This window comes from Achromobacter sp. Root170, from assembly GCF_001428165.1.
Taxonomy (GTDB): Bacteria; Pseudomonadota; Gammaproteobacteria; order Burkholderiales; family Burkholderiaceae_B; genus Achromobacter; species Achromobacter mucicolens.
The window spans coordinates 58,511-84,976 of record NZ_LMHN01000019.1 but is presented as its reverse complement, the minus strand read 5'-3'; the positions used below and the strand labels follow the sequence as shown (position 1 = coordinate 84,976).

At 67.5% G+C, this 26,466-nt stretch carries 18 protein-coding genes; 11 read left to right on the top strand and 7 right to left on the bottom strand.

Annotation, left to right across the window (positions count from 1 at the left end; all coding sequences use genetic code 11):
* Positions 1–106: 106 nt before the first annotated feature.
* Entirely contained in the window at positions 107–2,152 is a 2,046-nt protein-coding gene (locus ASD87_RS24395; protein ID WP_056327525.1) for a TonB-dependent receptor, read from the bottom strand.
* Positions 2,153–2,605: 453 nt separating this feature from the next.
* Here ASD87_RS24395 and metH point away from each other — a divergent pair, with 453 nt between their 5' ends.
* Positions 2,606–6,379 (top strand): methionine synthase, encoded by a 3,774-nt coding sequence (gene metH, locus ASD87_RS24390; protein WP_056327620.1) that lies wholly within the window; start codon positions 2,606–2,608, stop codon positions 6,377–6,379.
* A gap of 43 nt (positions 6,380–6,422) precedes the next feature.
* Here the strand turns inward: metH and iaaH are convergent, their stop codons facing one another.
* Positions 6,423–7,877 (bottom strand): indoleacetamide hydrolase, encoded by a 1,455-nt coding sequence (gene iaaH / locus ASD87_RS24385; RefSeq protein ID WP_056327523.1) that lies wholly within the window; start codon positions 7,875–7,877, stop codon positions 6,423–6,425.
* A 151-nt stretch (positions 7,878–8,028) separates the two neighbouring features.
* Here iaaH and ASD87_RS24380 point away from each other — a divergent pair, with 151 nt between their 5' ends.
* Genes ASD87_RS24380 through ASD87_RS24365 form a run of 4 tightly spaced genes read left to right on the top strand, consistent with a single transcriptional unit; the run spans position 8,029 to position 12,590 of the window.
* Entirely contained in the window at positions 8,029–8,751 is a 723-nt protein-coding gene (locus ASD87_RS24380; protein WP_056327619.1) for a FadR/GntR family transcriptional regulator, read from the top strand.
* Positions 8,751–9,788 (top strand): L-idonate 5-dehydrogenase, encoded by a 1,038-nt coding sequence (locus ASD87_RS24375; RefSeq protein WP_056327618.1) that lies wholly within the window; start codon positions 8,751–8,753, stop codon positions 9,786–9,788. Before ASD87_RS24380 ends, ASD87_RS24375 begins: the two co-directional genes overlap by 1 nt.
* A 52-nt stretch (positions 9,789–9,840) precedes the next feature.
* The gene (manD, locus tag ASD87_RS24370) at positions 9,841–11,052 is read left to right on the top strand and encodes a D-mannonate dehydratase ManD (RefSeq protein ID WP_056327522.1); all 1,212 of its coding nucleotides are present in this window, start codon (positions 9,841–9,843) and stop codon (positions 11,050–11,052) included.
* Entirely contained in the window at positions 11,040–12,590 is a 1,551-nt protein-coding gene (locus ASD87_RS24365) for a mannitol dehydrogenase family protein (protein ID WP_056327520.1), read from the top strand. The genes manD and ASD87_RS24365 overlap by 13 nt, the downstream gene beginning before the upstream one ends.
* A 36-nt stretch (positions 12,591–12,626) precedes the next feature.
* Here ASD87_RS24365 and ASD87_RS24360 read toward each other — a convergent pair whose 3' ends face one another.
* Entirely contained in the window at positions 12,627–13,397 is a 771-nt protein-coding gene (locus ASD87_RS24360) for a class I SAM-dependent methyltransferase (protein ID WP_056327519.1), read from the bottom strand.
* Positions 13,398–13,522: 125 nt separating this feature from the next.
* Between ASD87_RS24360 and ASD87_RS24355 the strand changes: the two genes are divergently transcribed.
* Complete coding sequence (locus ASD87_RS24355) at positions 13,523–14,347, top strand: helix-turn-helix transcriptional regulator (RefSeq protein ID WP_056327517.1); 825 nt, start codon at positions 13,523–13,525, stop codon at positions 14,345–14,347.
* Positions 14,348–14,384: 37 nt separating this feature from the next.
* Here the strand turns inward: ASD87_RS24355 and mutY are convergent, their stop codons facing one another.
* Positions 14,385–15,467 carry an A/G-specific adenine glycosylase gene (gene mutY, locus ASD87_RS24350; RefSeq protein WP_056327515.1) on the bottom strand — a complete coding sequence of 361 codons (1,083 nt, stop codon included), beginning with the start codon at positions 15,465–15,467 and terminating at the stop codon, positions 14,385–14,387.
* Positions 15,468–15,693: 226 nt separating this feature from the next.
* Here mutY and ASD87_RS24345 point away from each other — a divergent pair, with 226 nt between their 5' ends.
* Entirely contained in the window at positions 15,694–19,308 is a 3,615-nt protein-coding gene (locus tag ASD87_RS24345) for an indolepyruvate ferredoxin oxidoreductase family protein (RefSeq protein WP_056327513.1), read from the top strand.
* A gap of 597 nt (positions 19,309–19,905) precedes the next feature.
* Here the strand turns inward: ASD87_RS24345 and glpK are convergent.
* Together glpK and ASD87_RS24335 are read right to left on the bottom strand one after the other, a co-directional pair.
* Entirely contained in the window at positions 19,906–21,432 is a 1,527-nt protein-coding gene (glpK, locus tag ASD87_RS24340) for a glycerol kinase GlpK (protein WP_056327511.1), read from the bottom strand.
* Positions 21,419–22,873 carry a DHA2 family efflux MFS transporter permease subunit gene (locus tag ASD87_RS24335; protein ID WP_056327509.1) on the bottom strand — a complete coding sequence of 485 codons (1,455 nt, stop codon included), beginning with the start codon at positions 22,871–22,873 and terminating at the stop codon, positions 21,419–21,421. The genes glpK and ASD87_RS24335 overlap by 14 nt, the downstream gene beginning before the upstream one ends.
* A gap of 98 nt (positions 22,874–22,971) precedes the next feature.
* Here ASD87_RS24335 and ASD87_RS24330 point away from each other — a divergent pair, with 98 nt between their 5' ends.
* From ASD87_RS24330 to ASD87_RS27535, 4 genes are all read left to right on the top strand, one after another.
* The gene (locus tag ASD87_RS24330) at positions 22,972–23,160 is read left to right on the top strand and encodes a DUF3460 family protein (RefSeq protein WP_056327507.1); all 189 of its coding nucleotides are present in this window, start codon (positions 22,972–22,974) and stop codon (positions 23,158–23,160) included.
* Positions 23,161–23,176: 16 nt separating this feature from the next.
* The gene (locus ASD87_RS24325; protein WP_056327505.1) at positions 23,177–24,067 is read left to right on the top strand and encodes a ScpA family protein; all 891 of its coding nucleotides are present in this window, start codon (positions 23,177–23,179) and stop codon (positions 24,065–24,067) included.
* Positions 24,068–24,101: 34 nt separating this feature from the next.
* Positions 24,102–24,956, top strand: a complete 855-nt coding sequence (panC, locus tag ASD87_RS24320; protein ID WP_056327503.1) for a pantoate--beta-alanine ligase — start codon at positions 24,102–24,104, stop codon at positions 24,954–24,956.
* Between the two features lie 136 nt (positions 24,957–25,092).
* Positions 25,093–25,455, top strand: a complete 363-nt coding sequence (locus ASD87_RS27535) for a response regulator transcription factor (protein WP_056327502.1) — start codon at positions 25,093–25,095, stop codon at positions 25,453–25,455.
* Between the two features lie 209 nt (positions 25,456–25,664).
* Here ASD87_RS27535 and ASD87_RS24310 read toward each other — a convergent pair whose 3' ends face one another.
* The gene (locus tag ASD87_RS24310; protein ID WP_056327500.1) at positions 25,665–26,447 is read right to left on the bottom strand and encodes a copper resistance protein NlpE N-terminal domain-containing protein; all 783 of its coding nucleotides are present in this window, start codon (positions 26,445–26,447) and stop codon (positions 25,665–25,667) included.
* Positions 26,448–26,466 lie beyond the last annotated feature (19 nt).

Sequence of the window (26,466 nt, the reverse complement as noted above, 5' to 3'; positions counted from 1 at the left end):
ATGCGGCGGCTCCGTCGGGTGGGCATAAACGCGGGACAGGGCCTGCGCGGGACCTGCGCCTGGCGGAAAGGCGCATGCCGGCAGGCCCTGTCCCGTCAGGCGGCAATCAGTAGCGTAGCGTGAGCGACGCGTAGAAGTTGCGGCCGGGAGCAGGGTACAGGCTGTAGTTGGCGACGGGACCCAACATTTCGAACGAGGCGTTGCCGCCGCGGATGCCGTACGTGGCGTACTGGCGGTCGAAAATGTTGTTCACGCCCACGGCGCCTTCGATGTTGCGGGTGAACTTGTACGCGAGCTTGGTGTTAAAGAGCACGTACGCATCCAGCTGCTTGTCGAACTGGTTGGCCTGGTCGTTGTCCATGCGCGACTTGCCCACGTATTGCGCCGACACGTTCCACAGGAATGCGTCGGTGGGGCGCCAGGTGACGGCGGCGTTGGCCAGCCACTTCGGGGCGAGCGGCACGGTCTTGCCGGCCAGGTCCACGCCCGCGTAGGTGCCGGAGCGGAACTGCGCCTGCATCCACGTCACGTTGGCGTCCAGGCTCACGCTGCTGGACAGGGCGGTGTGGCCTTCCAGTTCGACGCCTTGGCGGCGGGTCGGATCCAGGTTGGTGTTGGCGCCGGTGCCGGGACCCCACAGGCCGTCGGCCAGCGGGTTGTACTGGATCTCGTTGGTCAGGTCATAACGGAAGTACGACAGGCGCGCGCTGCTGGATGCCGACTGCCACGTGACGCCGATTTCCTTGTCGGTGGAGGTCTGCGGCGCCAGCGGCGACTGGACCGACAGCAGTTCGTCGGCGTTCGGCAGGCGGAAGCTGCGGCCGATCTTGCCGTACACGCCGAAGCCGCTGGCCAGATCCTGGCGCACGCCGAGCTGCCAGGCGGTCAGGTGGTTGCTGCGATCAGACGCCGTGCCGGAACCCGAAATCACTTCCAGGTCGTCGGACGCGTACTGGCGGCGCACGCCCGCCGTGATGTAGGTGGTGTCGGTGGCGCGGATCTGGCCTTCGGCAAAGAGACCGTACTGGTGCTGGCGCGATTGCCACTTCGAGGGTTCGAAGTCGTAGTAGGCGTTCTGGTCGGCGGTGGTCTTGGCTTCCTGCGCGTCCGCGCCGAAGACGATGCTGTGGCCGCCGTTGATCGGCAGGCGGTAGCGCACGCTGGCGATGTTCTCTTCGAGCTTCTGGTCGCGCAGCGTGTCGCCGAAACCGTCATAGGTCACGCCGCTGAGCTTCTTTTCGCGGGTCGACAGGTCCGAGTACAGCACGCCGGCGCCGATGGCCTGTTCAAGCTGCAGGCCGAACGTGGTGGTGGTGGTCTTGACGTAGTCGACGTCGTTCTTGGCGCCGCGCGGATCGTCCTGGAATTCGTTCACGCCAGTGAACGGGTTGATCGTGCGCGGGCCGGGCAGTTCCAGCTTCTGCGTGGTCGTGCGGCCGTACAGGCGGATCGAGCCGTCGTCGTGGCGGAACGTGATGCCGCCGCCGCCGCCCTCGCGGCGCTCGCCGCTGTGGTCGCGGTAGCCGTCGCTGTGCAGCGACTGCATGTAGGCGTCCACGCCCACCTTCTCGTTGTTCATCGAGACGGCAGCGTCGTACTGGCGCAGGCCGTAGCTGCCGAAGGTGGCGGTGGCGCGGGCGCTTACCGGCTCCTTCGTGAAATCGGACTTGGTGATGATGTTGATCACGCCGCCGGTCGTGCCGCCGCCGTATTGCACGGAGCCGCTGCCGCGCACGATTTCGATGCGTTCGACCTGGTCGAGCGGCACCACGCCCAGGCTGGGCGCCGACAGGTCGTTGGTGTTCTGCTTGACGCCGTCGATCAGGATCAGCGTGTTGCTTGCGCCAGTGATGCCGAAGCCGCGCAGGTCCACGATGGCGTTGTCGCTGGAGCTGGTGGTGTTGATCAGGTTGATGCCGGACTGCGTGGACAGCAGGTCCTGCATGGTGCGGGCGCTGCTGGCCGCGATGTCCTCGGCGGTGATGACCGAGATCGACACCGGCAGCGTGCGGCCGTCGGTGGGCACGCGTTGCGCCGTGACGGTGATGCTGTCCAGTTCGGGGGCGGGGGAAGCGGTCTGCTGGGCGGCGGCAATGGCCGGAGCGGTACAGAGCAAGGCGCCGGCGTAGCGCCGGATGGAGCGGGCTTTCATCTACATAACCTCGAAGCGACCCGCGACCCCGCAGGCCATTCACGATGGGGAGAATGCCCGCGCGCCGGGCGGGCCGAAAGGCCGCGGGGCGGGGAACAGGCATCCTGGCGAGCGAACAGGCCGGTATCGGGCTGCCATGGGCGCGGATGCGCGCATGGGGACCGTTGCGGGGGCAGCACAGGCTGGACTTGCGGGGCAGCTGCGGCGGCCTTGTGGGCGGCGCGGCGCCCGTTGGCGGCGTCTTCCTGTTTCCCGTTTACCTTTCGCACGCGGCGGGCAAGTGTTGCGTCCTTGCCCAGCCTGTTGCGCCGAAAGCACCGGTTCGGGGCCGAAACTGTATCACCGCGAGGCGCGGGAAGGCCCATTTTGTTACGATCAGGGCTTGTTTTTTCAGCGTTTTTCGCTTTTTAGCCACAACCGCGCTGCCGTGGCCAACTCAATTTGGACCTGATCGTGTCGTATCCCCGCCTGCCGTACCCTCCCGAAGCCTATACCCGCGGCGGCGACTTTGCCCGCCTGCTGGGCAAGCGCATCCTGATCCTGGACGGCGCCATGGGCACCATGATCCAGCGCTACAAGCTGGGCGAAGCGGATTTTCGCGGCGAGCGCTTTGCCGATCACGGCAAGGACGTCAAGGGCAACAACGAGCTGTTGTCGCTGGTGCGGCCCGACGTCATCTCGGAGATCCACCGCCAGTACCTGGAAGCGGGCGCCGACGTCATCGAGACCAACACCTTCGGCGCCACCACGATCGCGCAAGGCGATTACGACCTGCCGGAACTGGCTTACGAGCTGAACCTGGTGTCGGCGCAGCTGGCGCGCGAGGCCTGTGACGCGTACAGCACGCCCGACAAGCCGCGCTTCGTGGCCGGCGCGCTGGGCCCGCAGCCCAAGACGGCATCCATCTCGCCGGACGTGAACGACCCGGGCGCGCGCAACGTCACGTTCGACGAGCTGCGCGTGGCGTACATCGAGCAGCTCAATGGCCTGCTCGATGGCGGCATCGACATCGTCCTGATCGAAACCATTTTCGACACGCTGAACGCCAAGGCGGCCATCTTCGCCACCGAGGAAGTCTTCGAGGAACGCGGCATCCGCCTGCCGGTGATGATCTCCGGCACGGTGACCGACGCGTCCGGCCGCATCCTGTCGGGCCAGACGGTCGAGGCCTTCTGGAACTCGGTGCGCCACGCGCGTCCCGTCACCATCGGCCTGAATTGCGCGCTGGGCGCGGCGCTGATGCGCCCCTATGTGGCCGAGCTGTCCAAGATCTGCGACACCTACGTCTGCGTGTATCCCAACGCCGGCCTGCCCAACCCCATGGCCGAGACCGGCTTTGACGAGACCCCCGCCGACACCTCGGCGCTGCTTGAGGAATTTGCGCGCGCGGGGCTGGTGAACATGTCGGGCGGCTGCTGCGGCACCACGCCGGATCACATCCGCGCGATCGCCGACAAGGTCACGGCGCTGACGCCGCGCGTCGTGCCCGACGTGCCGGTCAAGACCCGCCTGTCGGGCCTGGAACCCCTGAACATCGACGAGGACACCCTGTTCGTCAACGTGGGCGAACGCACCAACGTGACGGGCAGCAAGATGTTCGCCCGCCTGATCCGCGAAGAAAAATACGACGAGGCGCTGGCCGTGGCCCGCCAGCAGGTCGAGAACGGCGCGCAGATCATCGACATCAACATGGACGAGGCCATGCTGGATTCGGTGGCCTGCATGCACCGCTTCCTGAACCTGATCGCCTCCGAGCCCGACATCGCGCGCGTGCCGGTCATGATCGACAGCTCGAAGTGGGAAGTCATCGAGACCGGCCTGAAGTGCGTGCAGGGCAAGGCCGTGGTGAACTCGATCTCCATGAAGGAAGGGCTGGAGCCCTTCCGCCACCACGCGCGACTGTGCCGCCGCTACGGCGCCGCGGTGGTGGTGATGGCGTTCGATGAACTTGGCCAGGCCGACACGCTGGAGCGCCGCAAGGAAATCTGCGGCCGCGCCTACAAGATCCTGGTCGAGGAAGAAGGCTTTCCGCCGGAAGACATCATCTTTGACCCGAACGTCTTCGCGGTCGCCACCGGCATCGACGAGCACAATCACTACGCCGTGGATTTCATCGAAGGCACGCGCTGGATCCGCGAGAACCTGCCGCATGCCCGCATCTCGGGCGGCGTGTCCAACGTCAGCTTCTCTTTCCGCGGCAACGAGCCGATGCGCGAGGCCATCCACACCGTGTTCCTGTACTACGCGGTCAAGGAAGGCATGACGATGGGCATCGTCAACGCCGGCCAGCTGGGCGTGTACGCCGATCTGGACGCCACGCTGCGCGACTTGGTCGAAGACGTGGTGTTGGACCGCCCCGAGCCCGTGGGCAAGACCGACCCCGCCGACGAGCGCACGCCCACCGAGCGCCTGGTGCAGTTTGCCGACACCGTGAAAGGCTCGGGCGCGAAGAAGGAAGAAGACCTGGCCTGGCGCAATGCCGAGGTCGAGCAGCGTCTGTCGCACGCGCTGGTGCACGGCATCACCGCCTTCATCGTGGAAGACACCGAAGAGGTGCGCCAGAAGATCGCCGCGCGCGGCGGCCGCCCCATCGAAGTGATCGAAGGCCCGCTGATGGACGGCATGAACGTCGTCGGCGACCTGTTCGGCGAAGGCAAGATGTTCCTGCCGCAGGTCGTGAAATCCGCGCGCGTGATGAAGCAGGCCGTGGCGCATCTGATTCCGTTCATCGAGGAAGAAAAGCGCCAGATCGCCGCCGCGGGCGGCGACGTGCGCGCCAAGGGCAAGATCGTCATCGCCACCGTCAAGGGCGACGTGCACGACATCGGCAAGAACATCGTGTCGGTGGTCCTGCAGTGCAACAACTTCGAAGTCGTGAACATGGGCGTGATGGTGCCCTGCGCGCAGATCCTTGAAAAAGCCAAGGAAGAGAACGCCGACATCGTCGGCCTGTCCGGTCTCATCACGCCCAGCCTCGAAGAGATGGCGTACGTGGCCTCCGAGATGCAGCGCGACGAGTACTTCCGCAGCCGCAAGGTTCCGCTGATGATCGGCGGGGCGACCACCAGCCGGGTGCACACGGCCGTCAAGATCGCGCCCAATTACGAAGGCCCGGTCATCTACGTGCCCGACGCCAGCCGTTCGGTGGGCGTGGCCACCAACCTGATGTCCGACCAGTCGGAAGCCTATCTGGCGGAACTGGCCGAGGAATACGAAGACGTGCGCCGCCGCCATGCCAACCGCAAGGCGACGCCCATCCTGCCGCTGGCCGAGGCGCGCGCCTCGCGGCCGGCGATCGACTGGGACAGCTACACGCCGCCGCGCCCCAAGTTCATCGGCCGGCGCACCTTCAAGAGCTATGACCTGGCGGAAATCGCGAAGTACGTGGACTGGGGCCCGTTCTTTCAGACCTGGAGCCTGTTCGGCCCGTACCCGGCCATCCTGCAGGACAAGGTGGTGGGCGAGCAGGCGCGCAAGGTCTTTGCCGACGGCCAGGCCATGATGAAGCGCATCGTCGAGGGCCGCTGGCTGACCGCCAATGGCGTCGTGGGCTTCTATCCGGCCAATAGCGTCAACGACGAGGACATCGAGGTCTACAAGGACGAGACCCGCAGCGAGGTGCTGTTCACGTACCGCAACCTGCGCCAGCAGGGCGCCAAGCGCGAAGGGGTCAGCAACAAGTCTCTGTCGGACTTCATTGCGCCCAAGTCCAGCGGCAAGCTCGATTACATCGGCATGTTCGCCGTCACGGCCGGCCTGGGCATCGAGAAGAAGGAAGCCGAATTCGAAAAGGCGCTGGACGACTATTCCAGCATCATGCTCAAGTCGCTGGCCGACCGCCTGGCCGAAGCCTTTGCCGAGTGCCTGCACGCGCGCGTGCGCCAGGACCTGTGGGGCTACGCGCCCGACGAGTCCCTGTCCAACGAGGACATGATTGCCGAGAAGTACGTGGGCATCCGTCCCGCACCGGGCTACCCGGCCTGCCCGGAACACGTGGTCAAGACGGATATGTTCCGCGTGCTGGACGGCGAGGACATCGGCATGATGCTGACGGACAGCTATGCGATGTATCCGGCTTCCAGCGTGTCGGGCTTTTACTTCAGCCACCCGCAGTCGCAGTACTTCAACGTGGGCGTCATCGGCGAAGACCAGCTTGAAGACTACGCCCGCCGCAGCGGCCGCAGCATCGAAGACCTGAAGCGCACGCTGGCGCCCAACCTGGGCTGACGCGCCGGTCTACCGCTGAGGCCGAGGCGGGAGCAGGTTGGGGCTAAGGCAGGAACTGGGGCGCCGCGATGCGCCCCAGAATCTTTTCGACGGCCACGCCGATCGCGAGCACCTTGCGGTCCTCGCCTGGCAGGCCATCGATCTCCAGTCCCACCGGCAGACCCTGCGCCGACAACCCGGCCGGCACGCTCAGGCCGGGAAGGCCTGCGTTGCTGCCCGGGTCCACGTTGCGCGCCAGGCGCGCGAAGGTCTCGAAGCTGCTGGCCTCTGGCGTGGCCGCGGGCGGCGGGACGGGCACGGTCGGAAACAGCAGGCCGTCCAGCGCGTGTTCCTTGAACGCGCGGCGGTAGACGTCGATGAGTTCTCGGCGGCCGCTTGCGATGGCATGTTCGTAGAGCGGTTGCAGCGGCAAGACCTGGCCGTCCGGCGTGGGCAGCACGCCCGGCACGATCAGGTTGTCGAAGATGCCTTTCACGTCCGGGCTGGAAATCTGCGCGACCACCTCGTCAAAGCTCACGCCCACGTGATATCGCGCCAGATAGGCCGTCAGGTCGGGCTTCTGTTCGAACAGGCATAGCGGCATGCCCACTGCGGCGTTGGCGGCGGGTAAGTCGGGCATGTCCAGGTTTACCAGCGTCACGCCGGCCGCGCGCAGCGCGTTCAATGCGGCTTCGGAAATTGCCTGCACCTCGGGATCAAGCTCGGCCCAGAAATAGGCGGCCACGCCCAGGCGGATGCTGGCCGGCGGCAATGGCGCTAGCGGCTCGGTCTGGCCCGTCATAATCGAATCCAGCAGCACGATGTCTGCCATGCTCTTGGCGATGGGGCCTGCCGTGTCGCGCGTATGCGAGATCGGGGTGATGCCCGCGCCGTCGTAGCGGCCCACCGTCGGGCGAAAGCCTGCCGATCCATTCACCGAGGCGGGCAGACGCACCGAGGCGCCGGTATCGGTGCCCAGCGCGGCGGGCGCCAGCCGCGCACCCACCGCCGCGCCGCTGCCCGACGACGAGCCGCCGGCGATCAGACGCGCGTCATAGGCGTTGCGCGTGCCATCGCCGTCCGGTCCCGCAAAGGCGGTGTTGTAGCCGGACACCCCGAACGCCAGTTCATGCATGTTGGTCTTGCCCAGGATGACCGCGCCGGCTTCACGCAGCCGCTGCACAACGGGCGCGTCCTCGGCGGGACGGAAGTCCTTGAGCGCGGGCGTGCCGGCCGTGTTCGGCAGGCCGGCGACGTGGATGTTGTCCTTGATGGCGATGGGCACGCCGCCCAGCGGGCCGTTGCCGGGCGCCGCATCGTAGGCGCGCGCCTGCGCCAGGGCGCCGTCGCGGTCGACGGTGATGAATGCGTTCAGGTCCTGGCGGGCGTCGATGCGGTCTAGGCAGGCCTCGGTCAGGGCAACGCTGGTGAGGCGGCCCTCGCGGATGCGGGTTGCCGCCTCGATGACGGTCAGGTCCGCCAGGTCGGCGGGCAAGGGCTGGTCGGTCGGGCTGGGCATGGCGCTTATTCCTTGGGTGTCGGTCGATCCGTATCTATACAGGGGTGGCACGGGGGCTGTCGAGAGGTCTGCCGCGCCGCGCGTAGTGGAAAACCACGATGGCGAAAATTGGTGGACCAAATACGATTTGGTCAGACCAATTCAGGACGCCATGACGTTGCACTCGCTAGCCAAACCCGAGGTTGCCCCCAGCCGCTCCGCGCCCGACCGCGGTTACCTGCGGCTGGCCGCGCAGATCCATGCGCTGGTGGCGCAGGGTGAATTCGCCGCCGGCCAGCGGCTGCCGGCTGAACGCGCGCTGGCCGAGCGCTTTGACGTCAGCCGCACGTCCGTGCGCGAGGCCATCATTGCGTTGGAACTGCAGGGCGTGGTGGAGGTGCGGGGCGGCTCGGGCATCTACGTCTGCGAGCCGGATGCGAGCCGGCCGCCCACGATGCCGGAGGCGGGCGCCGGCCCCTTCGAGCTGCTGCGCGCGCGCTGCCTGATCGAATCCGAGATCGCCGCGCTGGCGGCCACCACCCGCACCGACGGGGACCTGGACCGCATCTTCGAGGCGCTGACGGCCATGCGCGACCGGATGACGGACAAGGACGCCAACGCCGAGGCCGACCGCCGCTTTCACCTGTGCATCGCCCAATCCACGGGCAACAGCGTGCTGCTGGCGACGGTGACGTCGATGTGGGACCAGGCCCGGGGTCCGGTCTGGGAAAAGATGGAACAGCATTTCCATACGCAGGCGTTGCGCCAGGCGTCGCAGGCCGATCACCAGCGCATCTTCGGCGCGCTGGTGGCCCGCGACGCGCGGCAGGCGCGCGAGGCGATGCACGATCACCTGGAACGGGTGATCGGCGAATTTGCACAAGGGTGGCGCTGATGCTCAATTGCACGATCCACGGGGCGCAAGACCTGCGCCTGGACACCTCCGATTCGCAGCCCTTGGGGCCGTCGCAGGTGCGTGTCGGCGTCAAGGCCGTCGGCATCTGCGGGTCGGACCTGCATTACTTCCGGCACGGCCGGGTGGGGGATTTTGTCATCCGCGAACCGCTGACGCCGGGGCACGAGGCGTCCGGGCAGGTGCTGGAGGTGGGTGCGGACGTGACGGCCGTCAAGCCGGGCGACCGCGTTGCCTTGGATCCGGCGCGCACGTGCGGCGTGTGCCGCTATTGCCGGCAGGGCGATTCCAATCATTGCGAGGCCGTGCATTTCTTCGGCAGCGCCAGCCGCTATCCGCACATGCAGGGCGCGATGCGCGAAGAGGTGGTGGTGCACGAGCGGCAATGCGTGCCGGTGCCGGATTCGCTGTCCTTCGAACTGGCCGCGTTTGGCGAGCCGCTGGCGGTGGCATTGCACGCGGTGCGCAGCGCGGGATCGCTGCTGGGCAAGACGGCGATGGTGGTGGGCGCGGGTCCCATCGGCGCGCTGATTCTGATGGCGGCGCGGTTGGCAGGCGCCAGCCGGGTCATCGTGGTGGACATCGTGGACCAGACGCTGGCGGCGTGCGCGCGCGTGGGCGCGTCGCAAACCATCAACGCGGCCACGGACCCGGGCGCGCTGGACGCGCTGGCGGCGGGCAAGGGATCCGTCGACGTGTGCTTCGAGGCATCGGGCAGCTACGCGGGGCTGGCAAGCTGCCTGCGCGCCGCGCGTCCGCGCGGCGTCGTTGTGACGGTGGGTACGCTGTCCGGCAGCAGCGAGGCGTGCCCATTCAACCAGATCATGGTCAAGAGCCTGACGTGCGTCGGCAGCTTCCGATTTGTGGACGAATACGCGATGGCCGTGGATTGCCTGGCGCGCGGCCTGATCGATGTGTCGCCGCTGCTGACGGCGGCCGTGCCGGTTGCGCGCGTGCACGACGCCTTCGCGCTGGCGGGCGATCGCAACCAGGCGATGAAAGTGATGGTGACGTTCTGACTCCGCGGCCGCCTCGCGCGGCCGTCCCTCTCTCCTGTAGCCGGAAGCCAAGATGAAGATTACGAATGCACGCGTGATTGTCTGTTGTCCGGGCCGCAACTTCGTGACCCTGAAGATCGAAACCGACCAGGGCCTGACCGGCATCGGCGACGCGACGCTGAACGGGCGCGAGCTGGCGGTGGCGGCCTACCTGACCGAGCATGTCATCCCGTGCCTGATCGGGCGCGACGCGCATCAGATCGAGGACATCTGGCAGTACCTGTACAAGGGCGCATATTGGCGGCGCGGGCCGGTCACCATGACCGCCATCGCGGGCGTGGACACGGCGCTGTGGGACCTGAAGGCCAAGGCTGCCGGCATGCCGCTGTATCAACTTCTGGGCGGCAAGAGCCGCAGCGGCGTGATGGTCTACGGCCACGCCAACGGGTCGGACATCGAGCACACCGTGGACGAAGTGCTGCGCTACGCCGACATGGGTTATCGCGCCATCCGCGCGCAAAGCGGCGTGCCGGGGTTGGAGAAGGTGTACGGCGTGGGCCGGGGCACGTTGTTCTACGAGCCCGCCGACGCAGACCTGCCCAGCGAGCATGACTGGTCCACCGAAAAGTATCTGCGCCACGCGCCGCAGCTGTTTGAACGCATCCGCGAGAAGCTGGGCTTCGAGCACCATCTGCTGCACGACGTGCATCACCGGCTGACCCCCATCGAGGCCGCGCGCCTGGGCAAGTCGCTGGAACCCTACAACCTCTTCTGGATGGAGGACGCCACGCCCGCCGAGAACCAGGAGGCGTTCCGGCTGATCCGTCAGCACACCACCACGCCGCTGGCGGTGGGCGAAGTCTTCAACGCGATCTGGGACTGCAAGGATCTGGTGCAGAACCAGCTTATCGACTACATCCGCACCACGGTCGTTCACGCGGGCGGCATCACGCATCTGCGCCGCATTGCCGACATGGCCTCGCTCTACCAGGTGCGCACCGGCTGTCACGGCGCCACGGACCTGTCGCCGGTGTGCATGGGCGCGGCGCTGCACTTTGACCTGTGGGTGCCGAATTTCGGCATCCAGGAGTACATGCGGCATACCGACGAAACGGATGCCGTCTTCCCGCACGCCTACACGTTCGAGCAGGGCATGCTGTATCCGGGCGAGGCCCCGGGCCACGGCGTCGACATCGACGAGAAGCTGGCGGCGCGGTACCCCTATCAGCGCGCGTACCTGCCCGTGAACCGGTTGCAGCACGACGGCACGCTATGGAACTGGTAGGCGAGGGCGGCCGGCTGAGCGCGGGGACGCTGGACGCCTTGCCCGCGCACGTGGCGCGTCCTGGTTTTGACCGGGCCGCGCTGGGCATCGGCATCGTGCATCTGGGCCTGGGCGCCTTTGCGCGCGCGCATCTGGCTGCCGTGAACGACGCCGCGCTGCGCGCGGGCGCGAGTGCGGATTGGGGCATTTGCGGCGTGTCGTTGCGCCAGACCGATACGCGCGACGCGTTGGCGCCGCAGGACGGCCTTTACGCGCTGGCGCTTCGCGATGCCGACGCCAGTGGCGCGCTCCGGCAACGCCTTGGCGTGATCGGCTGCCTGCGCGAGGCGCTGGTCGCGCCCGAGGATCCGCAAGCCGTGCTGGACCGCATTGCGGCGCCCGGCACGCGCATCGTCAGCATCACGGTCACCGAGAAGGGCTATTGCCACGATCCGGCCAGCGGCCGCCTGAATCCGGACCATCCCGACATCGTGCACGACCTTGCGCACCCCACGACGCCGCGCGGCGTAATCGGGTTTCTCGTGCACGGCCTGCAGTTGCGCCGCGCGGCGGGCTTGGCGCCGGTCACGGTGATGTCGCTGGACAACCTGCCCGCAAATGGCCACCTGCTGCGCGCGCTGGTGCTCACGTTCGCGGCACGCGTGGACGCCGGGTTAGCCGAATGGATCGCGTCGGCGTGCACGTTTCCGTGTTCGATGGTCGATCGCATCGTGCCGCGTACGACGGACGCGGACCGCCAGGCGATCGCTGCGGCGCTGGGCGTGCGAGACGCTTGGCCGGTGGTGGCAGAGCCCTATCTGGAATGGGTCGTCGAAGACCGGTTTGCGGCGGGCCGGCCGGACTGGACCGCGGGCGGCGCGCGCTTCGTGGCGGACGCGGCGCCGTTTGAAACGCTGAAGCTGCGCATGGTCAACGGTGCGCATTCGGCGTTGGCGTATCTGTCGGTAATGGCGGGGTGGGCCACCGTGGACGAGGCGATGGCGCAGCCGGGCATGCGGCGGTATCTACGCGCGCTGATGGGCCAGGAGATCGAGCCGACGCTGCCGCCGCTGCCGGGGCTGGATCTGGCTGCGTACGGGGAAGGGCTGCTGCATCGGTTTGCCAATCCGGCGCTCAGGCACCAGACGCGGCAGATCGCGATGGACGGTTCGCAGAAATTGCCGCAGCGGCTGCTCGGCACCGTGCGCGACCGGCTGGCGGCGGACGCGCCGATCCCCGGGTTGGCGCTGGCGGTGGCGGGATGGCTGCATTTCCTGCGCGGGGCGGATGAGGCGGGGCGCGTCTACGAGATCCAGGATCCGATGGCCCAAGCGCTGGCGCATCGGCGTGAGCTGGCCGAGCAGGCGGCGCGGCAGGCGGGCGAGGGACCGGCGGCGATGCTGGCCTGGGCGGGCGTGATGACGGGCTTTGAACCGGTGTTCGGAGACCTGGGGCAGGAGCCGCGATTCGTGCGGGCGGTAGGCGCGGCTGCGCAGTTGCTGCGCAGCCTGGGTGTCGCGGGCACCTTGTCCGCGATGCATCGCGCGTCGGCGGGCTGACGCGGCCGCGCCTGCGGGCCGACTCAGTCTTGCCGTTCAGCCCGGCTTGCGCACCACGATGGTCGCCGTGTCGCTGGTGAACGAGGCATCGTCGCGCACGTCGAAGTGCGCGCGCACGACGTCCGGCGCGATGCCGAACATGTGGCGCAGCGCGGCCACCAGCGTGTCGGGCGTGCGCATGCGCGTGACCCACGACTGAAATTCCAGCGGCAGGCGGCGCGGCGCCAGTTCCTGCAGCGTGAAGCCGGCCTCGGTAAGCATGCGGGTCCATTCGGCCACCGAGTAGTCGCGCACGTGCGAGGTGTCACGCAGCACCTCGATGGTTTGCAGCCAGGTGTCCAGCAGCGGCTCGCCCGGCGACACCACGTCGGCGAACACGGCAATGCCGCCCGGCTTGAGCACGCGGAAGGCTTCGCGCAGCCCGCGCCCGGCGTCCTGCCAGTGGTGGGTGGAGTAGCGCGACATCACCAGGTCGAATTCGCCGTCGCCAAAGGGCAGGTACTCGGCCTTGCCTTGCCGGGTGATCAGATTGGCAAGGCCACGCTTGGCGGCTTCGGCGGCGACGACATCCAGCATCTGCTGCGACAGGTCGTAGGCGGTCACCTGCGCCACGTGCGGGGCCACGTGAAAGCTCACGTGGCCGCCGCCACAGCCCAGATCCAAAACGCGCGCGGCGGGGTGCTGGCCGGCAATGGCGGCCATCTGAACCAGGTCTTCGCCTTGCGCGTGGACGGCGCTGGTCAGGTAGGCGGCGGCGCGGGGGCTGAATTGGCGGTCGACGGCGGCGTCGTGGGTGCTGGCGGTCATGAGGGGTCCTTGTGTCGGGAACGCGGCGCGGATTGTTGCCGGGAATCCATTCGGGATTGCGAAAGGGTGCAGGCGCTAAGATAGGCGGGCCCGTATACACGTACAAGCCCATTGCTCATCCTGGTATGAATACTTCCCCCCAGCCCGTCACGCCCGGCCACGAAGGCTCTCATCTGCGCCGCCACGCGCTGGGCGAGTTCGTGCGCAGCGCCCGGTCGCGCATCACGCCGCAGATGGCCGGCCTGCCCGAGGGATCCCGGCGGCGAACGCCGGGGCTGCGGCGCGAAGAGGTGGCGCAGCTTTGCGGCATCAGCGTCACCTGGTACACGTGGATCGAGCAGGGGCGCGAGGTGTCGGTGTCGCCGTCGGTGTGGTCGCGCATCGCTGGCGTGCTGCAACTGGCGCGGGCGGAACGCGCCTACCTCTTCGACCTGGCCGATTGCGCCGACCCGCAGCACGCCCGCGACGACGCCGGCGGCGCGCCGGGCCCGCTGCAGGAATGCGTGAACGCGATCAATGCGCCGGCGTATGTGCTGGACCGCGCCTGGAACGTGCTGGCGTGCAATGCGCCGCTGGTCGACCTGTTCGACCACTGGCCCGAACGCGACCCCGCCCCGAACCTGCTGCGATACATCTTCCTGGACCCCGCCGCGCGCGAACTGGTGGTGGATTGGGACCAGCGCGCCCGCCGCGTGGTGGCCGAATTTCGCGCCGACGCGGGCGCGCACCTGGACGAACCGGCCGTGCTGGCGCTGCTGGACAGCCTGAGCCGCCAGAGCGTCGTCTTCTCACACTGGTGGACCCGCCACGCGGTGGTCGAACGCGAAGGCGGGCTACGCGAATTCCTGCACCCGCGCCGCGGCAAACTGGCGTATCAGCAGATCACCTTCCGCCTGGCGACGCACCCGGATCTGAAGCTGGTGATGCTGCTGAGCGGGGCGGGGGTCTGACACCGCTCAAGCCCACACCGGCCAACCCGTCCGGTCTCTACGCCGCGTTTTCCTCGTCAAACAGGCTGTCCTGCATCCCGGCATCCACCAGTCCTTGCAGCAGCTTCTTGACCGGCGCGGGCAGCGCCATCGTCCCCAGCTTGTCCGCCGGCACCCAGCGCTCGGGCAGGGCCGGTTCCCGCAGCGCGACCGCGCGCACGGGCACGAGCCACGGACGGATGTGCAGCCGGTAGTGCGTGAACGTGTGGGCGAAAGCGGCAAGTTCGAAGCGCTGCTCCGGCTCCAGCCCCAACGCGCGTGACGCGCTGTCGGGGTCGCCTGCCGCGTCGAACTCCGGCAGGCTCCACAGCCCGCCCCAGATGCCCGGTTCGGGGCGCTGCTGCAGCAGGAAAGCGCCCTGGTGCCGCAGCACCAACATACAGGTCTCGCGCTCGGGGATGGCCTTGCGCACTTTGGGCGTGGGCAACTCGGCCTGGCGGCCTTCTCGGCGCGCGACGCAAGTGTCCGCGACGGGGCATCTGTCGCAGGCGGGCTTGCCGCGTGTGCAGAGCGTGGCGCCCAGGTCCATCAGCCCCTGCGTGTACGCCGCCATGTCCAGCCCGGGCGCGGCGTCCACCTGCGCATGCGCCAGCGCCCAGAGACGCTGCTCGACCTCGCGCTTGGCCGGGTCGCCCGCAATGCCGAAGTGACGGGTGAACACGCGCTTGACGTTGCCGTCCAGGATGGGTGAACGCTCGCCGTTCGAGAACGCGGCAATGGCCGCGGCGGTGGACCGGCCGATGCCGGGCAGGGTGGCGATGGCCTCGGCGGTGGGCGGAAAGCGGCCGTCCCAGTCGCGCATGATTTCCTGGGCGCAGCGGTGCAGGTTGCGGGCGCGGGCGTAATAGCCCAGGCCGGCCCAGAACGGCATCACGTCTTCCTGCGAGGCGGCGGCCAGCGCCGCGACGTCCGGAAAGCGTTGCAGAAAGCGCTCGTAGTAGGGGATGACGGTGGCTACCTGGGTCTGCTGCAGCATGATTTCGGATAGCCAGATCCGGTAGGGATCCCGGGTGTTCTGCCAGGGGAGATCGTGGCGGCCGTGCTGGCGCTGCCAGGCGACGATGCGAGGGGCGAAGTCCATGCCGGCAATTATCGCATCGCCCTATTGCCCGCCTGTGGGCCAGGGGGTACAACCGAAAGGACTAGCGTCAGCTGGCCCTATTTTTTGGCCAGCCGGCGCGGCAAGCGCGATTCGGCCCGCAGAAGGCGTGAACGCATCAGGACTTCACTTTCACGGCCCTTGCTGGCCCGCGTGCGTTCTGTGGAGCTGCGCGCCGCTTGCTGGGGCATCCGATGTTGGAGTAGACATGAATGCCCCCCTCACGCCCGCCGTCCGCGCGGCGCTCGAATCCGTTCAGCTCGACGACAAATACACCCTGCAATCCGGCCGCGCCTGGATGAGCGGCATCCACGCGCTGGTGCGGCTGCCCATGATGCAGCGCGTTCGCGATGCGCAGGCAGGGTTGAACACGGCGGGATTCGTGTCGGGGTACCGGGGCTCGCCGCTGGGCGGCGTCGATCAGAACATGTGGAAGGCCGCCGCGCATCTGAAGGCGCACCACGTCGAGTTCCAGCCGGGCATCAATGAAGACCTGGCCGCGACGGCGGTGTGGGGCACGCAGCAGGTGAACCTTTTTCCCGGCGCCAAGTACGACGGCGTGTTCGGCATGTGGTACGGCAAGGGGCCGGGCGTGGACCGCTGCGGCGACGTCTTCAAGCATGCCAACGCGGCGGGCACGGCGCGCCATGGCGGCGTGCTGGTGGTGGCGGGCGATGACCACCCCGCCAAGTCGTCGACCCTGCCGCATCAGAGCGACCACATCCTGAAGGCCTGCATGATCCCGGTGCTGTTCCCGTCCAGCGTGCAGGAGGTGCTGGACTACGGCCTGCACGGCTGGGCGATGAGCCGGTACGCGGGGGTGTGGGTCGGCATGAAGTGCATCACCGACATCGTGGAGGTATCGGCGTCGGTGGACGTGGATCCGCACCGGGTGCGCATCGTGCTGCCCGAGGATTTCCAGTTGCCGCCGGACGGCCTGAACATCCGGCTGCCGGACACGCCGTTGCAGCAGGAAGCGCGGCTCTTGGACTACAAGCTGTACGCGGCGCTGGCCTATGCGCGCGCCAACGGGTTGAACCGGGAGCTCTGGGAGGTGCCGCAGCAGGCGGCGCGCTTCGGCATCATGACTTCGGGCAAGGCCTATCTGGACACGCGCCAGGCGCTGTCGGACCTGGGGCTGTCCGAAGACGTGTGCCGGCGCATCGGCGTGCGGCTGTTCAAGGTGGGCATGGTGTGGCCGCTGGAGTCCGCGGGCACGCAGCGTTTCGCGGAAGGGCTGGACGAGATCCTGGTCGTGGAGGAAAAGCGCCAGGTGCTGGAGTACCAGCTGAAGGAGGAGCTGTTCAGCTGGATCGGCAGCGGCAAGAAGATTCCTCGGGTGGTGGGCAAGTTCGACGACAAGGATGGCGGCGAGTGGTCGGTGCCGCAGGGCAACTGGCTGCTGCCGGCGCATTACGAGTTTTCGCCCGCGATGGTTGCCAAGGCGATCGGGGCGCGCCTGTTGCGTTTCGCGTTGCCGGACGACGTGCGCGCGGGCATCGAGGCGCGGCTGGAATTCATTCGAGCCCGCGAAGCGGCGCTGGCGCGTCCGCGCGTGGTCGAGGAGCGCAAGCCCTGGTTCTGTTCGGGCTGTCCGCACAACACGTCGACGCGCCTGCCGGAGGGGTCTCGCGGCATGGCGGGCATCGGCTGCCACTACATGGTGCGATGGATGGACCGCGGCACGGACGTTTTCACGCAGATGGGCGGCGAGGGCGTGCCGTGGCTGGGGCAGGCGCCGTTCACCGAGGAAAAGCACGTGTTTGCGAACCTGGGCGACGGCACCTACTTTCATTCGGGGCTGCTGGCGATTCGGGCAGCGGTGGCGGCCAAGGCGCCGATCACATACAAGATCCTGTTCAACGACGCGGTCGCGATGACGGGCGGGCAGCCGGTGGACGGCCCGATCAGCGTGCCGATGATTACGCGCCAAGTGGCGGCCGAGGGCATCGAGAAGATCGTGGTGGTGACGGACGATCCGCGCAAGTACGTGGAGGTGTCGGACCTGGCGCCGGGTGTGCCGGTGCGCCACCGCGACGAGCTGGACGCGGTGATGCGCGAGCTGCGCGAGCATCCGGGCGTGTCGGTGCTGATCTACGACCAGACCTGCGCCACGGAAAAGCGCCGCCGCCGCAAGCGCAATGCCTATCCGGATCCGGCGCGCCGCGTGGTCATCAATGAACGGGTGTGCGAGGGGTGCGGGGATTGCTCGGCGAAGTCGAACTGTCTTTCGGTGGAGCCGCTGGAGACCGAGTTCGGGCGCAAGCGCAAGATCAACCAGTCGAGCTGCAACAAGGATTTCTCCTGTTTGAAGGGCTTTTGCCCGAGCCTGGTGACGGTGGAGGGCGGCAAGTTGAAGAAGCCGCCAGCGTTGGCGCAATCGGGCGGTGCGCCGGACGAGGATGTGCCGGCGCCTCGTTTGCATAGTCTGGATGTGCCTTATGGCGTCTTTATCGCGGGGGTCGGCGGCACGGGCGTGGTGACGATCGGCCAGTTGCTGGGCATGGCGGCGCACCTGGAGGGCAAGGGCTGTTCGGTGCTGGACATGGCGGGGCTGGCGCAGAAGGGCGGCGCGGTGTTTTCCCATGTGGTGCTGGCAGGCTCGCCGGATCATTTGCTGAACACGCGGGTGGCGATGGGCGAGGCAGACCTGCTGCTGGCGGGCGATCTGGTGGTGGCGACGAGTCCGGAGGCGATGGCCCGGGTGACGCCAGGGCGCACGCATGTGTTGCTCAATAGCGATACGGCGCCGACGGCGGCGTTCGTGTCGAACCCTTCGTGGACGCTGCCGGGCGCGAACTTGACGTCGGATCTGCAAAGCGCGTGCGGCAAGGACAACCTGGCCGCTATGGACGCAGCCGCGATGGCGGTGGTGCTGCTGGGCGATGCGATCTACTCAAATCCGCTGATGATGGGCTACGCATTCCAGAAGGGCTGGATACCGCTGTCGCGCGAGGCGCTGTTGCGGGCGATCGAACTGAACGGCCAGCAGGTGGCGAACAATCTTGCGGCATTCGCATGGGGACGCCGCGCGGCGCACGAGCCGGCGGCGGTGGCGCGTCTGATGGCCAACGGCGGCGTGTCGCCCGCGCAGCCGGACGACATCATCGAGATCACGCGGCCGCGGGCGCCGACTCCCGTGGCGGACTTGAAGCAGCCGGCGGGCGAACTGGCGCGAATGGTGGCGGTGCGCGAGGCGTTCCTGACGCAGTACCAGGACGCGGCGTATGCAAAGCACTACACGGACCTGGTGAACAAGGTGGCGCGGGCGGAGCGGGAGGCGACGGGCACGAACCGATTGGCACTGGCAGTGGCGCGCTATTACTTCAAGCTGATGGCCTACAAGGACGAGTACGAAGTCGCGCGGCTGTACTCGGACGGGGAGTTTGTGAAGCGGGTGGGTGAGCAGTTCGAGGGGGATTGGAAGCTGCGCTTTCACCTGGCGCCGCCGGTGTTTGCGCGGCGGGACAAGGACGGGCATCTGGTGAAGCGGGCTTACGGGCCGGGGATGCTGAAGGTGTTTGGCGTGGTGGCGCGGATGCGGTTCTTGCGCGGGTCGCGGTTCGATCCGTTCGGGTATACGAAGGAGCGGCGGGCGGAGCGGGCGTTGATCCAGGAGTATCGGGAGACGATGACGGCGATCTTGGGGAAGTTGAATCGCGGGAATCTGGATAAGGCAGTGGCGCTGGCTAGCGTACCCGAGGAGATTCGCGGGTACGGGCATGTGAAGGAGGCGTCGATGGCGCGGGCTGAGGCGACGCGGGAGGAGTTGTTGAAGGGGTTCACTGCGAGGGTGGTGGCGATTGGGGTTCGGGCTGCTTGAGTGGCTGACCTCTGTTTCCCTTGACTGGCTTCTACGGCTCGCGTGTTTGTGAATGGGATTTGCGCTTGAATGGTGATGGCTGCTGGCTGCTGGCTGCTGGCGGTGGGCGGGGTTCTTTAGACGCCCGGCGCGTCGTCGGCCTGGGGCGCGCGGGGCTACGATTGCGGTCCGGAGCCTTCGCTCCGGACTGCCCCGTCGTCATCGTCGTTGTCGCCTGCGGCGACTGCCTTCCGATTCCCTCGGGCGCATCTACACGCCCCGCGCACCCCAGGCCGACGCCGCACCGGGCTCGAGTGGCCTGAGCTTGGTGGGCGCTGGGTCGGGTGGAGTACTTGAGGTGCTTTTCGACGGCAGCGTGGTTTTGAAGCAGTTTGCGCTGCCCGTCACCGTTCGGCCGCGCGGGCGGCCTCCGGTGACTTACGCGGTGTCTTGCGTCGTGGCGATGACGCTTCGCGTGTGGCGGCTTGGTTTTTGAGTTCTTGCCGCAGCGTAGGTGTCTGCGTAGGTGTCTCTGCGTAGGTGTCTGACACCCTTGAAATGACGGCCCAACTTGCCGCGGTGTCACTGGGTGTCTGACACCGGGTTCTCAAATCGCCCTTACTTGCCGGCCCCAGCCGACCAGCCTTTCGACAACTCCACCGCCTGCCGCCACCGCTTCATTCGCGCTTCTCGGACAGATTCCGGCCAAGTCGGGCTGAAGGTGCGTTCGGCTTGCCACTTGGAGGCAAATTCATCCTGGCTGGACCAGAATCCCACGGCCAAGCCTGCCAGGCCCGCTGCACCGAGGGCGGTGGATTCAGGGACCCGCGGACGCACGACCGGAACGCCCAGGATGTCAGCCTGCATCTGCATCAGCAAGTCATTGCGGGCGGCGCCGCCGTCGACGCGCAGTTCCGTCAGGGCGATGCCGCTGTCGGCGTTCATGCAGGTGAGAAGTTCCGCGCTTTGCAGGGCGATGGATTCCAGCGTGGCGCGGGCGATGTGGGCGCGGGTGGTGCCGCGGGTCAGGCCGACGAGGGTGCCTCGGGCGTAGGGGTCCCAGTGGGGGGCGCCCAGGCCGGCGAAGGCGGGGACCATGAAGACGTCGTCGGTGTCGGAGACGCTGGCGGCCAGGGATTCGATGTCTTCGGAGCGCTGGATGATGCCCAGGCCGTCGCGCAGCCATTGGACGGCTGCGCCGGCGACGAAGACGCCGCCTTCTAGCATGTAGGCGGGCTTCCATTTGTCGTGGCCGGGTTGGGGCAGGCCCCAGCCGACGGTGGACAAGAGGTTGTTGCGCGATTCGACGGGTTTGTCGCCGACGTTCATGAGCATGAAGCAGCCGGTGCCGTAGGTGTTCTTGGCCATGCCGGGCGTGAAGCAGGCCTGGCCGAAGGTGGCGGCCTGCTGGTCGCCGGCGACGCCGGCGATGGGCACGGAGCCGCCCAGCCATTCGGGCAGGGCGTCGCCGACGATGGCGCTGCTGGGCGCAATCTGGGGCAGCACGCTGCGCGGGATGTTGAGCAGCGCCAGGATGTCGTCGTTCCAGTCCTGCGTGTGCAGGTCGAAGAGCATGGTGCGCGAGGCGTTGCTGGGGTCTGTGCTGTGGACGGCGCCGCCGGTCAGTTGCCAGATGAGCCAGGTGTCGACGGTGCCGAAGGCCAGTTCGCCGCGTTCGGCCATGCTGCGCGCGCCGGGCACGTGGTCCAGTAGCCAGGCGAGCTTGGTGCCGGAGAAGTAGGCGTCGACGACCAGGCCGGTGCGCGCCTGCAGGAAGTCGCCATGGCCGTCCTGGCGGAGCTTGTCGCACAGGGGCGCGGTGCGGCGGTCTTGCCAGACGATGGCGCGGGCAAGCGGACGGCCGGTGGCGCGTTCCCAGATGAGGGTGGTTTCGCGCTGGTTGGTGATGCCGATGGCGGCGATGTCGGCGGCGGCCGCGCCGGCGTTGCGCAGGGCTTCGCGGGCGACGTCGAGCTGGCTGTGCCAGATTTCGTTGGCATCGTGCTCGACCCAGCCCGGGCGCGGATAGTGTTGGCGGAATTCGCGTTGGCCAACGCCGCGTACGACGCCTTCGCGGTCAAAGACGATGGCTCGGGAGCTGGTCGTGCCCTGGTCCAGGGCTAGGACAAATTCATTCGTCGTCACTGTTTTTCGCGCCGTTCAGGTGTGCCCCGGCCAGCGGGTCGAGGCGTCTAAAGGAGAAGGTCGATGCCATGCACAGCAGGCCGATGACGACGAAGCCGGCGACCACGTCGCTGATGGCCAGCGTTTCGGCGCCGCGCAGCGACATGCTGATGTTCAGCGTGACCGCGGCCACCCCGACGCCCAGCGTGATGCCCAGTTGCTGCGCCATGGCCGAGAAGCTGCTGGCGCGGCTCATCTTGGCGGGCGGGATGTCGGCATAGGTTAGCGTATTTACCCCGGTGAACTGCAACGACCGGAAGAAGCCGCCCACCAGCAGGATGGCGATCATCAGCCAGACGGGCGTGGCCGGGTTGAAGGCGCCGCAGACGATGATGAAGCCGCCGGTCAGGATGGCGTTCAGGGTCAGCACGCGGCGAAAGCCGAAGCGCTGCACGATGGGCGTGGCGACAAATTTCATCAGCAGCGCGCCGGCGGCGCTGGCGAAAGTGATGAGGCCGGCCGAGAACGGCGACAGCCCAAAGCCCACCTGCAGCAGCATGGCCAGGAGGAAGGGCGTGGCGCCGACGGCGAAGCGGCACAGGTTGCCGCCCAGCGTGGAGATGGCGAAAGTGGGAATCCGCATCAGGGACAGGTCGATGATGGGATGTTCGGTGCGCCGCGCGTGCACGCCGTACAGCAGCCCGCAGACGATGCCCACGCCGATGAGACTGAGCAGGATGGGCAGCGGCATGACGTCGCGGCCGATGGCCTCGAAGCCGGTGACCAGGGTGGCCAGGCACACCGAACTGAGCAGGAAGCCGATCCAGTCCAGGCGGGGCGTGCCGGTTTCGCGGATTTCCGCGACAAAGCGCAGGACCAGGAAGATGCCCAGGATGCCGATCGGGATGTTGATCAGGAAGATCCAGTGCCACGACATGTACGTGACCATGAAGCCGCCCAGCGGCGGTCCGATCACCGGTCCCAGCAGGGCCGGAATGGACAGGAAGGACATGGCCTTGAGCAGATCCTGCTTGGGCACGGTGCGCAAAAGGATGATCCGCCCCACGGGCACCATCATGGCGCCCGCCATGCCCTGCACGATCCGCGCCAGCACGAGCTGTTGCAGGTCCTGCGACAGGGCGCAGGCGACGGAACTGAGCGTGAACAGGCCAATCGCGGTGATGAAGACGCGCCGGGCGCCGTAGCGGTCGGCCGCCCAGCCGCTGATGGGCACGAAGACGGCGACGGCCAGCAGGTAGGAGGTGATGGCCACGTTGAGCCGCACGGGGGTGGACCCCAGGGCCCGGGCCATGGCGGGCAGGGCGGTCGCCACGACCGTGGCGTCCAGCATCTGCATGAAGAGCGCGCATCCCACGATGAAGGGGATCATGCGCGCCGCGCGCACCGCGTCCGGGGTTGAGGGCGGAGCGGGATTGGCTGCGGCTGCGGATTCTGCGGACATGTCGGAAGGCTGCAATGAGAGCCTGACGATTGTAACGCCGGGGATCCGCCCGCCGTGAAGTAAACTCGCGACATCTGCAACCTAATGAAATTGGTGCCATGGCGACCAACTACGAATCCGAGATCACCCAGTTCCTGAAGGACTACAAGAAATCCCACCCTGGCACGGAAGAGCGCCAGCGCGAGGGACGCGCCCGTCTCTGGGACAAGCAGCAGGACCAGGAACTGCTTGAAGGCTTCCGCGCGGCCCGCGTGGCGCAAAAGCCGTACGTGTATCAGGCCGACTGATACTTTTGCGGCACACATGGTCCAGAACCCCTCGGTGCCAGGCGACGCCCTGGCCAAGCTAGTGGAACCGTCCGTCGACAGCACGCCCGACACCATCGATAGCGTGGCGTTTGCGCGTCTGTACGGCGAGCCGCTGTTCCAGATGCCGACGGATCTGTACATTCCGCCCGATGCGCTGGAAGTCTTTCTCGAAGCCTTCGAAGGGCCGCTGGACCTGTTGCTTTACCTGATCCGCAAGCAGAACTTCAACGTTCTGGACATCCCCATGGCGGATGTCACGCGGCAGTACCTGTCGTACGTGGATCAGATCCGCATTACCAACCTCGAACTGGCCGCCGAATATCTCTTGATGGCGGCCATGCTCATCGAGATCAAGTCGCGCATGCTGCTGCCGGTCAAAAAGACCGACACCGGCGAAGAGCCCGAGGATCCGCGCGCGGAACTGGTGCGCCGCCTGCTCGAATACGAGCAGATGAAGCTGGCCGCCCAGAAGCTGGACAAGCTGCCGCAACTGGGCCGCGATTTCGTCAGCAGCCAGGCCGTGGCCGACCTGAGCGTCGAGCGCGCGCTGCCGGACGTCAGCGTGGACGACCTGCGCGCGGCGTGGGCCGACATCATGAAGCGGGCCAAGCTGAACCAGCACCACCACATCACGCGCGAGCAGCTGTCGGTGCGCGATCACATGACGCACATCCTGCGCCGCCTGAACGACGTGCGTTTCATGGAATTCGGCGACCTGTTCATGGAGCGCGTCCGCGAGGGGGCGCCCGCCGCGGTCGTTGTCGTGCATTTCATCGCCATGCTCGAGCTGGCGCGCGAATCGCTGCTGGAGATCACGCAGGCGGAGCCTTATGCTCCCATCTACGTGCGCCTGGCGTATACCAGCGTGGCAGCGGTCGCGGCCTGATCCTGACCGGGCGCCACTCCCCCGGAGATTTCCCTTGAAAGTCGTACACACCATCCAGGAATTGCGCGATCACCTGCGCGGACAGAACCGCGTGTCGTTCGTGCCCACCATGGGCAACCTGCACGAAGGCCACCTCGCGCTCATGAAGCTGGCGCGCCAGCACGGTGATCCCGTCGTGGCCAGCATCTTCGTGAACCGCCTGCAATTCGGCCCGAACGAGGACTTCGACCAGTATCCGCGCACCCTGGCCGCCGACATCGAAAAGCTTGAAGCGGCGCGCGACGTCTACGTGCTGTTCGCGCCGAACGAGCGCGAGATGTACCCCGAACCGCAGAATTTCCGCATCCAGCCGCCCGACGACCTGGGCGACATCCTGGAAGGCGAGTTCCGTCCGGGGTTTTTCGCCGGGGTCAGCACGGTCGTGCTCAAGCTGTTCTCGTGCGTGCAGCCGCGTGTGGCCGTGTTCGGCAAGAAGGACTACCAGCAGCTGATGGTGGTGCGCAACATGTGCCGCCAGTTCCAGTTGCCCGTCGAGGTGCTGGCGCATGAAACCGTGCGCGCGGACGACGGGCTGGCGCTGTCCTCGCGCAACCGCTACCTGAGCGAGGCCGAACGTGCCGAAGCGCCGGCGCTGTACGCCGAACTGCAAGAGATCGGCCGCCGCCTGGCCCGGGGCGAGCGCGACGCCGCCGCCCTGGAGAACGATGCCGTCCAGCGTCTGACGCAGCGCGGCTGGAAGGTGGATTACGTGGCCCTGCGCCGCCAGCGCGATCTGAAGCGCCCCGAGGCCGCGGACCTGCAGGCCGGCGAACCCGTCGTGGTGCTGGCTGCCGCCAAGCTGGGCGCCACGCGGCTGATCGACAACCTGGAACTGGACTACACCGCCTGAGGCAGGCGGAAGGCGGGCTAGCCGCGGGCGCATGATGCGGGGTGTTTTGGTCACCCCCTATCAGAATTGTCAGCTTACGCCGGCTGTGACACCGGGGCAGACTGTTTGCAATCCTACATTGCAAGCGAGCTGCCCCATGTCTTTTCCTCACCCCGAACTCGACGCCGTCCTGTCCTCCCTGACCGCCCGCGAACGCCAGATCGTCGATTACGTGGCGGCCGGGCGGGCCAACAAGGTCATCGCCATCGACCTGGGCATCTCCCTGCGCACGGTCGAGGCCCATCGCGCCCGCATCTTCGCCAAATTAGGCGCCCGAAACGCCATGCAGCTTGCGTGCCGGTTGTGTGCGCACGGGCAGTCAGGCGCCTCGCCCGTCCCGGGCGCGCAGTGGCGCCCCAGCCCGATGCCGCCTCCGGGCGGTGCCAGCGCGCCCGCCCAGGTGCTGCACGAACCCGCCGGCGCGTATGGCGCATGCCCATCAAAACCGGTGCCTCCCTGACGTTGCCGCCACGCCTGTCGCGTCCGTCGGGCCTGTCGCGCCTGTCGTGCTCGGCGTGCTCGGCGTGCTCGGCGTGCTCGCCGCGCCGCCCCAATGCCGTCGCCCAATGAATTCGGGCCTGACGAACAGGGTGTTCGTCAGGCCCGGGAAGGGGTGCGGCGGCGTGGTGTCCGGCGGCGTTCAGTCGCCGCGGGCGGACAGCCTTGCGATCAGGGGCACTTGGGCGCGGCGGCGTTTGCCAGCTCGTCGATGGGGTCCAGATCCGGCTGGCGGGTCAGGTTGTAGTTCAGGTTGGGCGTCTGGCCGCCAATCGAGCGCACGCGCAGCACGTTGTTGGCCGCAACCAGGAATTCCACCCGGACGTTGCCCTGGCCGTCCATCAGGATGACGCGCGGCGGACGTTCGTCGGTGGCGTCCCAGCAGCCTTGCTCGGACACGGGCGGACCCTTCTTGGGATCGTTGTCCAGGTAGGCGGTGCGGCCGCGCCACCGGCCATTGGGGGCCAGCGTCAGCGTCACGCGCTGGGCCGTGCATTGCATGGCGGGCGAGAAACACGGCAGCGTGCCCATGTAGGTCTGAGGTTGCGGCACCAGGCTGTGGGTGATGCCGCTGGGCGCGGCGGCAGGCGCCGCGGCGGGAGCAGGCGCCGATTTGCCCGATCCGCCCGAGCCGCCTTCGGCGCCTTCGGGCACGGCTTGGCCGTCTTCGGTGGTCTGGCCCGCGGCAACGGCCTGCTGGTTCTGGTTCTGCTGGCGGCGCGCGTCGGGCTTGAGCTCGATCTGCACTTGCGACGGCGCGCGGATGATGTTGCGGTAGCCGGCGCCCGAGCCCTGGTACTGCGCGTCGGTCACGGTGCTTTCCGCCGGCAGGTCGTAGTAGCCTTCGGCCTTCTGCTTGGCGCAGCCGGTAGCGCCTATCACGGCGCCCGCTAACAGCAGCCCCATGACGCCGAGTTTGGGGGAGCGGGAAACGATATCGACGCGCGCGGCCATGGCAGCTTATCCGTGAATT

What these genes read in the sequence shown, in the direction of transcription:
- ASD87_RS24395 (WP_056327525.1), bottom strand. Translation starts at nt 2,152, where the DNA reads ATGAAAGCCCGCTCCATCCGGCGCTACGCCGGCGCCTTGCTCTGTACC.
- iaaH (WP_056327523.1), bottom strand. Translation starts at nt 7,877, where the DNA reads ATGCCCAGCCCGACCGACCAGCCCTTGCCCGCCGACCTGGCGGACCTG.
- ASD87_RS24380 (WP_056327619.1), top strand. Translation starts at nt 8,029, where the DNA reads ATGACGTTGCACTCGCTAGCCAAACCCGAGGTTGCCCCCAGCCGCTCC.
- ASD87_RS24375 (WP_056327618.1), top strand. Translation starts at nt 8,751, where the DNA reads ATGCTCAATTGCACGATCCACGGGGCGCAAGACCTGCGCCTGGACACC.
- manD (WP_056327522.1), top strand. Translation starts at nt 9,841, where the DNA reads ATGAAGATTACGAATGCACGCGTGATTGTCTGTTGTCCGGGCCGCAAC.
- ASD87_RS24365 (WP_056327520.1), top strand. Translation starts at nt 11,040, where the DNA reads ATGGAACTGGTAGGCGAGGGCGGCCGGCTGAGCGCGGGGACGCTGGAC.
- ASD87_RS24360 (WP_056327519.1), bottom strand. Translation starts at nt 13,397, where the DNA reads ATGACCGCCAGCACCCACGACGCCGCCGTCGACCGCCAATTCAGCCCC.
- ASD87_RS24355 (WP_056327517.1), top strand. Translation starts at nt 13,523, where the DNA reads ATGAATACTTCCCCCCAGCCCGTCACGCCCGGCCACGAAGGCTCTCAT.
- mutY (WP_056327515.1), bottom strand. Translation starts at nt 15,467, where the DNA reads ATGGACTTCGCCCCTCGCATCGTCGCCTGGCAGCGCCAGCACGGCCGC.
- ASD87_RS24345 (WP_056327513.1), top strand. Translation starts at nt 15,694, where the DNA reads ATGAATGCCCCCCTCACGCCCGCCGTCCGCGCGGCGCTCGAATCCGTT.
- ASD87_RS24335 (WP_056327509.1), bottom strand. Translation starts at nt 22,873, where the DNA reads ATGTCCGCAGAATCCGCAGCCGCAGCCAATCCCGCTCCGCCCTCAACC.
- ASD87_RS24330 (WP_056327507.1), top strand. Translation starts at nt 22,972, where the DNA reads ATGGCGACCAACTACGAATCCGAGATCACCCAGTTCCTGAAGGACTAC.
- ASD87_RS24325 (WP_056327505.1), top strand. Translation starts at nt 23,177, where the DNA reads ATGGTCCAGAACCCCTCGGTGCCAGGCGACGCCCTGGCCAAGCTAGTG.
- ASD87_RS27535 (WP_056327502.1), top strand. Translation starts at nt 25,093, where the DNA reads ATGTCTTTTCCTCACCCCGAACTCGACGCCGTCCTGTCCTCCCTGACC.
- ASD87_RS24310 (WP_056327500.1), bottom strand. Translation starts at nt 26,447, where the DNA reads ATGGCCGCGCGCGTCGATATCGTTTCCCGCTCCCCCAAACTCGGCGTC.